Origin of the sequence: Pseudoalteromonas sp. S8-8 (genome assembly GCF_000497875.1) — a bacterium.
In the GTDB taxonomy this organism is placed as follows: domain Bacteria; phylum Pseudomonadota; class Gammaproteobacteria; order Enterobacterales; family Alteromonadaceae; genus Pseudoalteromonas; species Pseudoalteromonas arctica.
Map to the genome: position 1 here is coordinate 1 of NZ_AUTR01000053.1, position 13,825 is coordinate 13,825.

At 39.6% G+C, this 13,825-nt stretch carries 16 protein-coding genes; 4 read left to right on the forward strand and 12 right to left on the reverse strand.

What is annotated here, in order from left to right:
- On the reverse strand, window positions 1-1,958 hold a 1,958-nt coding region (locus L659_RS0117460; RefSeq protein ID WP_024591367.1), incomplete at its 3' end, for an ABC transporter permease.
- A 9-nt stretch (window positions 1,959-1,967) separates the two neighbouring features.
- Window positions 1,968-2,849 (reverse strand): ABC transporter ATP-binding protein, encoded by an 882-nt coding sequence (locus L659_RS0117465; protein WP_024591368.1) that lies wholly within the window; start codon window positions 2,847-2,849, stop codon window positions 1,968-1,970.
- 187 nt (window positions 2,850-3,036) lie between these two features.
- Here L659_RS0117465 and L659_RS0117470 point away from each other — a divergent pair, with 187 nt between their 5' ends.
- Entirely contained in the window at window positions 3,037-3,714 is a 678-nt protein-coding gene (locus tag L659_RS0117470; protein ID WP_024591369.1) for a nitroreductase family protein, read from the forward strand.
- Here the strand turns inward: L659_RS0117470 and L659_RS0117475 are convergent.
- Window positions 3,707-4,015 (reverse strand): ArsR/SmtB family transcription factor, encoded by a 309-nt coding sequence (locus L659_RS0117475; protein ID WP_010554926.1) that lies wholly within the window; start codon window positions 4,013-4,015, stop codon window positions 3,707-3,709. The genes L659_RS0117470 and L659_RS0117475 overlap by 8 nt on opposite strands.
- 285 nt (window positions 4,016-4,300) lie before the next feature.
- Here L659_RS0117475 and L659_RS0117480 point away from each other — a divergent pair, with 285 nt between their 5' ends.
- On the forward strand, window positions 4,301-4,645 hold the full coding sequence (locus L659_RS0117480) for a rhodanese-like domain-containing protein (RefSeq protein WP_024591370.1): 345 nt from the start codon (window positions 4,301-4,303) through the stop codon (window positions 4,643-4,645).
- A 21-nt stretch (window positions 4,646-4,666) separates the two neighbouring features.
- On the opposite strand, the gene L659_RS0117485 is transcribed toward L659_RS0117480, so the two are convergent.
- The 5 genes from L659_RS0117485 to L659_RS0117505 form a co-directional block, all read right to left on the reverse strand.
- Window positions 4,667-5,062: a DUF1801 domain-containing protein gene (locus L659_RS0117485; protein WP_024591371.1), complete on the reverse strand. Its 396-nt coding sequence runs from the start codon at window positions 5,060-5,062 to the stop codon at window positions 4,667-4,669.
- 37 nt (window positions 5,063-5,099) lie between these two features.
- Window positions 5,100-5,645: a PH domain-containing protein gene (locus L659_RS0117490; RefSeq protein ID WP_007584611.1), complete on the reverse strand. Its 546-nt coding sequence runs from the start codon at window positions 5,643-5,645 to the stop codon at window positions 5,100-5,102.
- A 66-nt stretch (window positions 5,646-5,711) separates the two neighbouring features.
- Window positions 5,712-6,329: a LysE family translocator gene (locus L659_RS0117495; protein WP_024591372.1), complete on the reverse strand. Its 618-nt coding sequence runs from the start codon at window positions 6,327-6,329 to the stop codon at window positions 5,712-5,714.
- Between the two features lie 8 nt (window positions 6,330-6,337).
- Window positions 6,338-6,523, reverse strand: a complete 186-nt coding sequence (locus L659_RS0117500; RefSeq protein WP_024591373.1) for a hypothetical protein — start codon at window positions 6,521-6,523, stop codon at window positions 6,338-6,340.
- Window positions 6,524-6,538: 15 nt separating this feature from the next.
- Window positions 6,539-6,937, reverse strand: coding sequence for a DUF3224 domain-containing protein (locus tag L659_RS0117505; protein WP_024591374.1), 399 nt, complete (start codon window positions 6,935-6,937; stop codon window positions 6,539-6,541).
- Window positions 6,938-7,025: 88 nt separating this feature from the next.
- Between L659_RS0117505 and L659_RS0117510 the strand changes: the two genes are divergently transcribed.
- Window positions 7,026-8,804, forward strand: a complete 1,779-nt coding sequence (locus L659_RS0117510; protein ID WP_024591375.1) for an ABC transporter transmembrane domain-containing protein — start codon at window positions 7,026-7,028, stop codon at window positions 8,802-8,804.
- Here L659_RS0117510 and L659_RS0117515 read toward each other — a convergent pair.
- Entirely contained in the window at window positions 8,801-9,433 is a 633-nt protein-coding gene (locus tag L659_RS0117515) for an OmpA family protein (RefSeq protein WP_007584604.1), read from the reverse strand. The two genes, L659_RS0117510 and L659_RS0117515, sit on opposite strands and share 4 nt — an antisense overlap.
- 190 nt (window positions 9,434-9,623) lie before the next feature.
- Here L659_RS0117515 and chrA point away from each other — a divergent pair, with 190 nt between their 5' ends.
- Window positions 9,624-10,778, forward strand: a complete 1,155-nt coding sequence (gene chrA / locus L659_RS0117520) for a chromate efflux transporter (protein WP_024591376.1) — start codon at window positions 9,624-9,626, stop codon at window positions 10,776-10,778.
- Here chrA and L659_RS0117525 read toward each other — a convergent pair.
- The 3 genes from L659_RS0117525 to L659_RS0117535 are packed head-to-tail and all read right to left on the reverse strand — an operon-like array spanning window position 10,735 to window position 13,815.
- The gene (locus L659_RS0117525; protein WP_007584595.1) at window positions 10,735-11,994 is read right to left on the reverse strand and encodes a mechanosensitive ion channel family protein; all 1,260 of its coding nucleotides are present in this window, start codon (window positions 11,992-11,994) and stop codon (window positions 10,735-10,737) included. The genes chrA and L659_RS0117525 overlap by 44 nt on opposite strands.
- Entirely contained in the window at window positions 11,991-12,911 is a 921-nt protein-coding gene (locus L659_RS0117530; RefSeq protein WP_024591377.1) for an acetyltransferase, read from the reverse strand. The genes L659_RS0117525 and L659_RS0117530 overlap by 4 nt, the downstream gene beginning before the upstream one ends.
- A gap of 25 nt (window positions 12,912-12,936) precedes the next feature.
- Complete coding sequence (locus L659_RS0117535) at window positions 12,937-13,815, reverse strand: acyltransferase (protein WP_024591378.1); 879 nt, start codon at window positions 13,813-13,815, stop codon at window positions 12,937-12,939.
- Window positions 13,816-13,825 lie beyond the last annotated feature (10 nt).

A 13,825-nucleotide genomic window follows, 5' to 3' on the forward strand; every position in this document is an offset into this window, starting at 1 on the left:
GGCTCGTTTGCGGTATTGGTAAACTTAATTTTAGCCACGGCATTTAAAGCACGCTTTTTAGGATAAATATCAATGTTTAAATCAACATCAGTTATTATAGGCAGTGGCAAGTCTTTGTATTGTGAAAACTCTTGCTCATACCTTACTTGTAGCGCTTCGTTATCATCACTTGTTACAAACTCGTTGATTACACGGGTGTTGTAATAAATGTTATAACCCGCGCCCACAAATACCAATAAACTTATAACGGCTGCAATCTGGCCTTTTAAAGACATGTTGTAACGTACTAAAGATAAACGAGTACGCAATGTTTGCGACGGGCCGCGATGCCATAAAGCAAACCCTACAATAGCTAAAAACACACTCAATGCCCCCCAATATAGGGTATACCAATGCGCGCCTTGTAAAAAATGTCCATAACCGTTTATATCTGAATAAGGTACGCTACTGCTTTGAGAAAAATGATACATATGATGCTCAAACCCGTAAGCACCCATTACCATTTGAGCAATGTAATACAGAATAAATAAACCCATACCTATGTATTTATTAGGGCTAATTATTTGTAAAAAGAACGCCAATATAGCCATCATAATAAAAGGCAGTAATGTAAGGTAACCCAACCTAAATAAGTACTGGCCAAGCTCTAGGTTAAATTGCCCCTTAAACAGTTGCACTGCAATGGTAAACATCATGCCTACTAAATAAAGACCACAAACTGCAGTGATTAACGCAATAATTTTAGATACCCAAAACACACTGTTATGCACCGGGAAACTGTCAACAATATCACCCATACCACTGTGGCGTTCTCGCCAAACCAGCTCTGCGCTGTAATAAGCAATAATGATAAACATAAACAAAGCGGAGGAGTTTTGAATAATGCCCACCATGTTTTGTGTAAGCGGCCAATCTGTTGTGCCATACGCGCCAATAGGCGCAAAGAGTGGTGCGAGTAACATAGTAATACTGACACCCGCTAAAATCATAAAAGGGGCACTTAATATAACCTGCTTAAGTTCAAATAAGCTGCGCATTACTAATTGCGATTGCGTATTCCCCCCTTTTGACTTGTAATTTTTAGCGCTGCTAATAAGTGCTGCTTGTTTATTTTTTACAAACGTTGAGACAGCAAATTGCTTTTTCTGTTTTTTACTTACTACGCGATTACCTAACTTTCCGAGGCCAAAAAACATCGCTAAACTTATTGCTACCCATAAAATACGGTTAATTAAAAAATCGCCCGAGAGCGTTAACACTTCGGTATTTTTATCACTTACAGTCCAGTAACGGGTTAAGTCAATTAACGAACCGAGGCCGAATGGATCTGCGTAAACAACAATATTCCTAAACGCTAAATCATCAAAATAGATACTCGCCAATTGGTAGGTTATATAAATCACTACGGCCGTTACATATACCGCCATCATGGTTTTAAAATAGACCGCCACACTATTAAAAATAGCACTGAGTACCAGTAAGCTGGGTATTGCTAAATATAAAAAAGGCGCTGCGTAATATATAAACTTATTAGGGCCTACTAGCTCACTATCAAGCCAGCCAACCAACAAGCCAAATTGAGATCCCAAAAACACGCCTAATGGCACAGTTAAAAAAACAACTAGCACAACCAAGTAAGCACCAAAAAAACGTCCTGATTGATAAGCAAGAGGATTAACGGGCTTACTAAAAACCAGCCCATCCATTTTGCTTTCACTGTTGCGAATAGCAGAGCTGGCAACAAAGTTAACCACTAAAAACATAGCGAGTGTACAAAATGTAACGGTTAAAAGCATAATAGAGAAAGGCGAGTTCATATGAACATTCGCCCCACCTAACGGAAACTTACTACTGGAGCTTATAAAAAACGCCATAAAAAAGAATATTAATGAGGTCACATAAAACGAAGGCTGACGCACAAAATAGCGCAGCTCAAACGCGAGCATATTAAAAAACATAGCGCCCCCTTATGCTACTTGGCTGTTACGATGATTAAGCAACGTAGAAAAATACACATCTTCTAGGTTTGCACTGCTGAGCTCAAAACCTTCAGGGGCTTGATCGGCTAATACATGTAATATGGTTTTCCCTGCAAATAAGCGCTTAGAAATAACAGGCAGTTGCGGTTCAAGCTCTAGCGCTTCCTCTTGGCTCATGGCTTTGCGCCAGATTTGCCCTTGGAGTTTATCGGTAAGGGCAAGTGGGTTGCCCTCTAATAGTATTTTGCCGCCGGCCAGTACGGCCATGTTTGGGCAAAGCTCTGCTACATCTTCAACAATGTGAGTCGATAATATAACGACTTTTTGCTCACCTAAGCTTACTAACAAGTTATGAAATCGATTACGTTCCTCTGGGTCTAACCCTGCTGTTGGTTCATCAACGATTAGTAAATCAGGGTCGCCTAATAACGCTTGAGCAATACCAAAACGCTGGCGCATACCGCCCGAAAAGCCACTTACGGCTTTAGAGCGATGTTGATATAAATTAGTGTGCGCAAGTAATCCTTCAACCGACTCTTTACGCTCTGCTTTATTATGAATACCCTTTAAAACAGCCATATGATCTAGCAAGTCGTAAGCACTAACGCGTGGGTAAACACCAAAATCTTGCGGGAGGTAGCCTAAACGTTGGCGCAGACCCTGTGGGTCTTTAAATACATCAATGCCATCAAAAGTAATTGAACCTGAATCAGCCGACTGCAGTGTTGCAATGGTACGCATTAGCGATGATTTACCTGCGCCATTTGGCCCAAGTAATCCAAACATCCCTTTGCCGATAGATAAATCAACACCTTGTAGTGCATGTACGCCATTATCGTAGGTTTTAGATAACCCTGTTATTGATAGCATTTTTACTTCCTTGAATATGAGTAATTATTTTTATAATGTTTTATATCACAAGCAAAACAGGAACATAAGTTACTTGTTAGTTAAATTTGTAACAACAAATAAACATAATTTAAACTCATAACACTTGCCTGCACTGTATTCACTCGGTATAAAAACCACATATACTTTTTATAAGAAGCGAAAAGCCATGCAAGATCACCAAAGCCAACCATTAAACGACTTTATAGAATACCCACACGACGAAATGCTAAATCGTGCTAACGAGTTTTTACAAACCAGCCAACGCCGCCATAGCATTCGCAGCTTTAGCGATCGCCCAGTACCAAAAAATATTATTGAAGCATGTATAAAAGCAGCTGGCACAGCACCAAGTGGAGCGAATCATCAGCCTTGGCATTTTGTGGCTATAAACAGCAGTGATGTAAAAAAACAAATAAGAGAAGCCGCCGAAAAATTAGAGCGTTCTTTTTACGAAGGCAGAGCAGGTGAAGAATGGTTAGATGCGCTAAAACCGTTAGGTACCGATGCTAATAAGCCTTATTTAGAGCATGCACCTTGGCTTATAGCTGTATTTAGTCAAAAAAAGGGGGGCGTAAGCACCGATGATAAAAATACGAATTATTATGTGCATGAGTCTGTTGGTTTAGCTACCGGCTTTTTAATTCAAGCTTTGCATCGTGCTGGTTTGGCAACCCTTACTCATACTCCAAAACCAATGAGCTTTTTAACCGACATATGTAATCGCGATAAAGATAACGAACGCCCATACATGCTACTTATTGCAGGTTACCCAAGTGATGATGCAACAATACCGGCTCATGCACTGGATAAAAAATCTATCGATGAAATAGCTACGTTTATTTAGTATTTTCTTGTCGGCAAAACCACTCATATAGCAAAGCAATGATCGACTCAACTTTTGGATCGGTCAATGAGTAATAAATAGTGTGCCCTTCTCTGCGAGTAGCAACCATATCTGCCTTGCGTAAACTTGCTAAATGCTGAGATAACGCTGACTGTGCTAAAGGTACATTTTTATTTAGCTCACCTACACTTTGCTCACCTTGTAATAAACTACATAAAATCATTAAGCGATTTTTGTTAGCCATTAATTTTAAAAACTGTTCGGCTTGCTCTGCGTTGACAGCTAGTTGTTCAATATTCATTTTATTATTTCTCTTTTTGATACCTTTTTAAGTATAGACTTTTACATTAGTAAGTTCTAATATAATTAACATTAGGTTTTACTAATATTAAGATGGCCATGAAACTAGCGATGCCATTTTATTAATCGGCGGAAGTGCTGTAGCAGTATCCGCACTATTAAGTTACTTTATATAAAGTAACTTTCAGTTTTTAACGTTATTTATAAGTATTAACTCAATTCAACCTACTTATACCAAGTAGCACCTATTAATGTCTTTTTTAAGAAAAAGAGGATTTACAAACTAATGCTTACATCAATCCCTGACTTACTAAAAATTATCACACCTAACCAACGCCGTATTGACGCAGCGCAAGCAAAACTCGAGCTTGAACAAAATAAAGGTTTACTTATTGATGTGCGAGAACCTGCAGAGCACGCGACAAAATCGGCTGCCGGCGCTATAAATATTCCGCGTGGATTACTCGAGATGAAACTAATGGAAATAGAAAAAGACGCAGCTCGCCCTATTTACGTGCACTGCGCAAGTGGTGCACGCGCAACGTTGGGAGCAGAAGCATTAACGCGTGTGGGTTATGAAAACGTGACTGTTATTACCTGTGACGCAAACCAAATATGTAGCGTATTTTAAGTATCTACTAAGTACTTATAATTATGCGCCTAACAAAGGTAGGTGTTTAACGCTGTGATAAGTCAGTGCTAATTTAATACACTCTTTAACTGGGTGTTCTGGTAATGGCTTTTCACTATTTAACACTATTGCTCTATTTCCTTCAAAGATAAGATTATGAGAGTACAACTCTCTAAATGTGCTTACTAGCTTAGATTGGCAATGAAAAAACAAATAACACGATGAGCCCTTAAAGCCTACGCGAATGGGGCTACCATTTATTGTGTTATAACTTGGCTCTCCCCACTTTAAAGACTCTTCAACAGCTCCTAAGTTTTGCTCTTGTGCTACGGTATAAATTAGCTCTCGTAATTGTATAAGCGTACTTTTAGCTGCCTCAGGATGATTATTAAATATATTTTTTATATCCGTATTCATAAAAACATCCTTATAAGTATTACAAGTTTAAAACAGGTTACTTTTGCTGCCTTTCATCAACTAAAACAAGTAGCATCTGCTCAATATTTTTAACACTATAAGTAAGTGCTCTCAGTAGCTCTTTCTCACTTTGCTCTGTTGCCTGCTGCGACGTTTTACCTTGATTAGCCAATACATCTTTTTGCTCAAGTATCGCCTCTCTAAACTCACTCGCATTAACCACACCAAGCAAAGACACTAAAGCACCATTTCCTGACTGCCCTGCCGTTTCAAAGCTTAAACGATATAATCCAAAAATTCGCATGAGCGGCCCTTGGCTTAACCCTACATCTGTTATTTTTTCAAGCGGAATAGATTTTTCTTCTTTAAATAATATGCCACGTTTAACTACCAATTTTTGTGGTAATAAGTCAGCCGACATAGCTGCGAGTATTCGCCCGCCCACCAGCCATACAATCGCTAAAACAATGGGTAACAACGGAATAGTCACCAGCGCTAGTACACTAAAAAAAGCGGCCATTAGCATCCAGTATTGCTGAACCTTCGGGTCGAAAGATGCACTTTTTAAAATATGTTTTGTCATTGTTTTAATCCTTTATCTATATAACTACAAATACACTCTGCAAACTTCAATAATCTCTACTCAATCTTACAAACTAATAACGACTTTTATAGCAAGAGCAATAAACACAACCCCCAGTATTTTATCAAGCCATGGGTTCTGCTTAGTAAAACCAAAGCGATTTTTTGAAACCTCAGTAAGTACTGCAACTAGTAAATACCAACCTGTATCAATTACAAACACGGTTAAGCACATAATAATGCCAATGCTTAAAGTGAGATTTTGCGGGTCAATAAACTGTGAGAACAAGGCTAAAAAGAAAATAGCGAGCTTGGGGTTCAAAAAAGCAATGGCAAAGCCATCTTGTAATGCTTTAACTGCGCTTATCTCACTTTTTTGTACTTGCAGTTCGTCATTATTGGGTTTTGCTAATAGTATTTTTAAACCTAAATAGGCTAAATACCCAGCGCCTAAATATACAAGTACTTGGTATACCGTTGGAAACTGAGCCATCAATGTCCCCAAACCAAGTAACGAAGCTGCCGCATAAAGCCCAACACCCACGCCATGGCTAAGTGCAGCAAGCATACCGTTTTTCATTCCGCCACTCATTGTATGCTTTAGTACAATTGCAAGGCTTGGGCCTGGCGACATTGCACCCATCATGCATACAACTACTAAACTAAACCACGCTGCTAATGTCATTCTTATCCTTATAGTTCATCGTTTTCTATTAATAATATATAGGCCGTTATTTGGCCTTGAAAAGCAGTCGCAGTATTTATACTTATTACTTTCCAACCTTCTTGATTTAAGTGGTATATGCGCTCATTCAAAGCATCTACATCAATGCCGTTACTAAAAAAACCACGCTTTTTAAATTCTACTATTTTTTGCATTGTTTGTTATCCATTTTATAAGCGGTAGTCAAAGTCGTAATAGTGAATGCCCTGCTCAATGCGTATTTTCATACTGCCAGTTAATCCTTTTAGCTCATTTGTGCCTGAATCAGGAATAACATTTAAAATAAGACTGTCTTGTCCTTTATTCATAGTGCCAAAGTGTTGCAGTACAAAACTGCCCTGCTTACCTTCAAGCTCACCTATCACTTGCTCTATTGCCACGTAACCTGCACTGCCTTGGGTAGACGTCATTGCGCTAAGCATCTCGCCTTGGCTTGTAGCATTTAAGTCACCTTTAAATGTTTTATCGATCGACATACGTCCTAAGTTAATACCTTGCTGCCCTTTGGCATAACCTTCAATAGGCGCTAAAGCCACTGTAAATTCACCGCTTATTATTTTTGTTGTCATAACAATTCCTTATTGATGATATTTAATACTATTGATTTTTAATCCGATGATGCCATATCTATACCTTAACCTTTAAAAAGAATCCACTATGTCAAAAAACACCTCTGCATCCGAAAAAGCCGCTTTTAGCAGCTTATTACCTGTTTTTGCTTTTATAAAACCTTACAAATGGATGGTAGTAGCTGCGCTAGCCGCGCTATTGGTCACTGCGGGTGTTAACTTATCACTAGGTCAGGGGGTTAAGTTTGTTATTGATCATGGGTTTATTGCAGGCTCCAAAGATCAATTACAGCAAGCTGTACTGGTACTCATTGGCTTAATCAGCTTATTAGCGATCGGTACCTTTAGCCGTTTTTATTTAATGTCGTGGATTGGCGAACGAGTCAGTAACGATATTAGAAAAGCAGTGTTTAATCGCATTGTAACGCTACACCCTAGCTACTTTGAAGAAAACCGCAGTGGCGAACTTATGTCGCGTTTAACCACCGACACCACATTACTGCAATCAATTATCGGCTCATCATTTTCTATGGCACTGCGCAGTGTACTTATGTTGATTGGTGGCTTAGCTATGCTGTTGTTTACTAATTTAAAACTTACTTTAGTGGTTGTAGCCTGTGTACCGCTGGTACTTGTTCCTATGATGATATTTGGTCGCAAGGTACGTAAACTAGCAAGCTCTAGCCAAGATGCCATTGCCGACATAAGTACCTATGCCGGAGAAATCATACAAAATATTAAAGTAGTGCAAAGCTATAGCCACGAAGCACAAGAGCAGCATGCCTTTGCGCTTGAGACCGAAAAAGCCTTTAACGTGGCTAAAAAACGTATTAAGCAACGTTCATTTTTAATAGCTGTAGTGATTTTTTTAACCTTTAGTGCCATTAGCGCTATGCTATGGGTAGGTGGCAACGATGTACTTGCAGGTACCATGACAGGTGGTGAGCTAGGTGCGTTTGTGTTTTACGCTATTATGGTGGCAATGTCGGTGGCAACCGTTGCTGAAGTATATGGCGAACTACAACGTGCAGCAGGCGCGGCGGCAAGGTTACTTGAGTTACTTGCTGTTAAAAGTGAGATAGAAAACCCACTAGATCCACAAGACGACAGCTTACTGAAAGATAGTAGTAGCCCTGCTATTACGCTTGAAAATATAAGCTTTAACTATCCTTCTCGCCCAGACGTAAGCGCGCTTAATAAAATAAGCCTAAATATAAATCAAGGCCAAACCGTGGCAATTGTTGGCCCTTCTGGCGCAGGTAAAACAACGTTATTTGAATTGCTACAACGTTTTTACGATCCGGCTAGCGGAGCTATTAAGTTTAAAGATGTAAACATTAAAGATTTATCGCTTAATACTCTGCGTAATAAAATGGGCATGGTAGCGCAAAACCCTATTTTATTTAGCTCCGACGTAATGCATAACATCCGCTACGGCAACCCAAGTGCAACCGATGAGCAAGTATATGCCGCAGCAAAGTATGCGCATGCCGATGAATTTATCAAACAGTTACCGCAAGGTTATAACAGCTTTTTAGGTGAGCAGGGTGTGAGGTTATCGGGTGGGCAAAAGCAGCGTATTGTGCTTGCACGTGCCATATTAAAAGACCCTGAAATACTTCTTCTTGATGAAGCCACCAGCGCGCTGGATGCGCAAAGCGAACACCATGTACAAGCTGCACTTGAGCATTTAATGCAAAACAGAACAACGTTAATAATTGCCCATAGGCTGGCAACGGTAAAACATGCCGATGTAATTGTAGTGATGGAAAATGGGGAAATCATAGCAACGGGTACTCACCAAGAGTTGTTAGCAAGTAACCCGTTGTATCAAAAACTGTGTGAATTACAGTTTAATAAGGATTAACCTTCGGTATTTGGCACTATCTGAATTTCTACGCGACGGTTTTGAGCACGGCCATTTGCACTATCATTAGTTGCAATTGGGCGTGTTTCGCCATAGCCCATAGTGCTAACACGTGTAGCCATAATTTGTTGGTTCACTAAGTAGTCTTTCACACTTTGTGCGCGTTCACGCGATAGGTTCATGTTGAAGCTATCTTTACCCGTACTGTCAGTATGCCCTTGCACACTAAGGTAGGTTTTTTCGTATTTGTTCATCACTTTAGCAATCGCATCTAACGTATCGTTAAAGCCTGATGAAATATAAGACTGAGCAGTCGCAAACGTAATGTTTGATGGCATTACTAAACGTAAGTTATCGCCTTCACGCACTACTTCAACACCTGAACCCGCTAACTCATCACGAAATGCTTCTTCTTGCTTATCCATGTAGTCGCCAACAGCAGCGCCCGCCAGTGCACCAATAGCTGCACCAATAAAAATACGTTTATCTTTATGATTACCCGTAGCCTTACCTAATACACCTCCGGCTGCGGCGCCTATAGCGGCTCCTTTACCTGTGTTATTCATTTCACAACCAGAAAGTAATACAGCTACTACGGTTACGCTTAAAAGTGATTTAGTTAAAGTCATGGTGATACCCTATTCATTAAGAATTTAGCAAGAGTATGCAAATACATGTATGAACAAACTATGAAGAGAGTGTTAAAAGCAACGCATCTTGCTTGATTGTTAAACAGACCTCAAACTAATGTGCCATTTTAATAAAAATGTCATACTACGCTGTGACAATTTAATGAATTTTACAAAGGATATTGGCGCAATGTTAATTGCTATTTTTAGACAGTTTTTTTTACTAGGGTGTATGAGCTTTGGCGGCCCTGCTGCGCATTTAGGTTATTTTAAACGCCACTTTGTAGACTCGTTAAATTGGTTAACTAACACGCGTTACGCACAACTTATTAGTTTAAGCCAAGCACTGCCTGGGCCGGGCTCTAGCCAAGTTAGTTTTGCTATTGGTGTTGAGCGTGCTGGAGTACTGGGCGGTATATCTGCTTTTGTAGGTTTTACTCTGCCTTCGTTTTTAATAATGGTGCTACTTGCGGTTAGTGCTCATCAGTTTGACGCTGTTTACTTTGCTATTATTGCGGGCTTAAAGTTATTTGCCGTTGTTATAGTTGCTGATGCCACACTTAGTATGGCTAAAAGCTTTTGTACAAGTGCTGCGCTTAAGTTACTTGCTGTAATGAGTACACTTGCTTTGGTGTTATTTCCAATGATGGGTACTCAAATCGCTATTTTAATAACCGCTGCAACAATGGGTGCTATATGGCCTTTATTAAAACTTGGTACAGCCACAGAAAATGTTAGCAGTACAAAAAGTAATATTAATTGGATTGCACTGGGATTATTTGCGCTCTTACTTGGTGTGAGCTTTATTCCACTAGGGCATGAGTTCGCTTTGTTTGCCCCTTTTTACCAGGCAGGTGCAATGGTGTTCGGCGGCGGACACGTAGTACTGCCGGTACTTCAAGCTGGCGTACCAGCATTAAGTGATGATCAGTTTTTAAGTGCTTACGCGAGTGCACAAGCAGTGCCTGGGCCTATGTTTACTATTGCTACTTACTTAGGCGCACAACTTACTACAGAACAACCTTTAGTGGGTGCTCTTATAGCTACACTGCTTATATTTATGCCTGGTTTTTTACTTATTTTGGCATTTCAGAAGAGCTGGATTAACTTGGCAAGTAAGCCACGCTTTGCAAGCTCAATAGCAGCGCTTAATGCCGCGGTAGTAGGTTTTTTAGCGGCTGCACTGTATTCGCCAATTTGGACATCAGCGGTGCATAACCTTTGGCAAGTTGCGTTAGTAATAATTACATTTGCATGGCTGCGATTTAAAAAGCCACCTATTTGGTGGCTCTTAGCTTTATTTATTGCTGTGGGTCTTTTACAACACTATTTGCCATCACTCTAAATGTTGGCTTATCTGTTTGTTGCTCACTCGGTGGGCTTAATTGCCCACTAACACTTTGATATGCCCTAAGCCCAAACACGGGTAATACCGCAAGTAAATGGTCCATTATTTCGGCTTGTAAATGCTCGTACGAAATCCAGCGTTTGTCTTCACTAAAGCAATAAAACTCAATAGGTAAACCATGGTTTAGTGGTTGTAGCTCTCGTACCATTAACGTAAGCGACGTATTAATTTTACTGTGCTGCTTTAAATAGCCTTCAGCATAGCGACGAAATAACCCTAAATTAGAAACCTGAGCAGGTAATGTCGTCACTCGAATATAGTCGTGCAGCGGAATAGCCGCATCAATTTGTTTTCTAAACTCATCACCCACTAAACAAATGCTGTGCATATCAATATTGAGTGAGCGTTTAATACGTCTACCGCCCGACTCTTGCATCCCGCGCCAGTTTTTAAATGAACCCGCTACCAGCATATAAGTTGGAATAGTTGTTATGGTGTTATCCCAGTTACGTACCTTTACAGTGTTTAAACCCAAATCAATTACTTCGCCATCGGCGCCGTAGTTTTCTACTTGAATCCAATCACCATAGGTTACTAGGCGATTTGCTGCTATTTGAATACTGGCTACAAAGCCTAAAATAGTGTCTTTAAATACTAATAACGTAACAGCAGCAATAGCACCAAAGCCAGAGAGAATATAAGTAGGTGACTTCTCAAGAAAAATGCTCACAATTAAAATTGCACACACAATAAAGGTTATTAGCTTAACAACCTGAATTAAGCCCTGAATAGGGACCTCGCGGGCAAACTCTAACTGGTTATAAATAGTACCCGCAATGCTCACAATACTGCTAAAAATAAAACCAGCATAAATAATAAGCAAAGCTTGTCCTATCGTTTTTAGTATTTCTCCTGCAATTTCATTAACTGGGTATACGCTATCAAACGTAGCTAAAAACAATACGCAGCACAGCATTCCGGCAATACGTTTATTTAGCTTATTAAGCATAGGAGAAAGCGCACCAATTCGCTCAGGAGAAAGCCTCGTCACTATTTTTTGAATGCCAGGTAACATTAATCTACGAGTAAATAAGTAAACAATTAATAAAGAAAATATCCCTATTGAGACTGCGGTAATTGAGCTAAGAAAATCCGCGTCGGGTACTTTTTCAAACCAAGGAGCAATTAATTCCTGAAGATGGGTGTTGGTCATAGTGTTTCAATTTCCTTACTGATTTGTGGTTCAGGTAAATCTTGTTGAGCATAAATGTCGGCAAGCTGCTGATCTTTAGCAACCCATAGCTCATTCACATAATGTTGAAAATTAACTTTAAATACGTCATCGCTTTGATAGCTGCCCTGCATATTGTCATTAATGGGCGTTACGTCTATTGAAACATAAATAGAATCTAGCTCACCTTTTAGCAAGTTACGACAAACGTGATCTGTCTTACCGCTATATACTAAACTTGTATTAAGCATGGCATCAAATTGATCGGCTAATACTTCAAGCGCAAAAGCAATGCCGCCCGCTTTGGGCTTTAATAAATGTTTAAAAGGACTTTGTTGCAGATTATGTTTGGCTGGCGTATAGCGTGTACCTTCAACAAAATTAATGATGGTAGTAGGATGATGACGAAAATTACGACAGCTACGCTTCGTGCGCTCTACATCCAACCCTTTCAACTTTGGATTTTTAGCAAGCTGCGCTTTGCTTACCCGTTTCATAAACGGCATACCCATGGCCCACGCACCAGTGCCAATAAAAGGCATGTATTTTAACCCGTCTTTTAAAAAGAACTTAGGGGCAGGCAATGCATGTAATGAGCTAAGTACAGTTATATCTAACCAACTCGCGTGGTTACAAATAAGTAAATACCAACTTTTTGAGTTTAAGTCGCCACTTATATCAACCACAATATTAGGGCAACCTAACCAAAGCCCTAAACGGTTGCCGTTACACCAACCTCGGTAAGCGCTGTGTAATATAGAGTTAACCACAGGCAAAGGCAGTAATAACTTAATAAGGCCCAGTACAAATACTAGCGAGCCAAAAAGTATCATGTTAGAAAACAATACGCAGCCTACAATTAAGCCGTTAAGCCAATTTGGTAACCACTTTTTTAGCATAACTGTAAGCTCATATTTTTACCTTTTACTTATGGGTTTTTTCGAGCGATTGCAGTGTTTGCTCTTTGTTTTCCCATAAGCGGTTTAACTCGCTTTGAAAGCGAACTCTAAATTCAGAATCACCTGTGTAGTCACCAATAAGCTCTGCGCTTACTGGCCTTACTTCCACGTGTACGTTGATATTTTTTACCTTACCACCAGCAAAATCCATAAAAGTAGGAATACCATCTGGGTACTGAATGGTGACGTTAACCACTTTAGTAATTTGCTCGCCCATTGCTTGCATTACAAAAGCAATACCGCCCGCTTTTGGTTTTAATAAATGTGGGAACGGGCTATTCTGGCGCTCATGCTTTTGCGTAGTAAAACGAGTGCCTTCTACAAAGTTAACCACACTTACTGGCATCTCTTTAAATTTTTCGCAGGCTTTACGTGTGGTTTCTAAATCTTTGCCACGCAGCTTTGGATTCTTTTTTAATTGGCTTTTACTCGTGCGAGTCATAAACGGAAAATCAAGCGCCCACCAACACAAACCTAAAATAGGCACGTAAATAAGCTCTTTTTTCAAAAAGAAGTTTAAAAATGGAATTTTACGATTAAACACACGCTGTAATACTAAAATATCGACCCAGCTTTGGTGATTTGCAATTACTAGATACCAATCTTTTAGTTTAAGGTCTTCAAGGCCAGTTACATTAAGTTTAGTTGGCGTGAATAACGCTTGATTTAAGCTATTAAAGGTAACCCAAATAGTTGCAAATTGCTTAGCTGCCCAGCTCATAAGCTTTTGTAGAGGCTTAATAGGGATAAGCTTTATAAGCCCACAAACAAAAATAGGCACAAACCAAAAAAGTGTGTTTATTGTGTAAAAAATAATACTAAATACACTGCGAATAACTGACATTACTTCCATT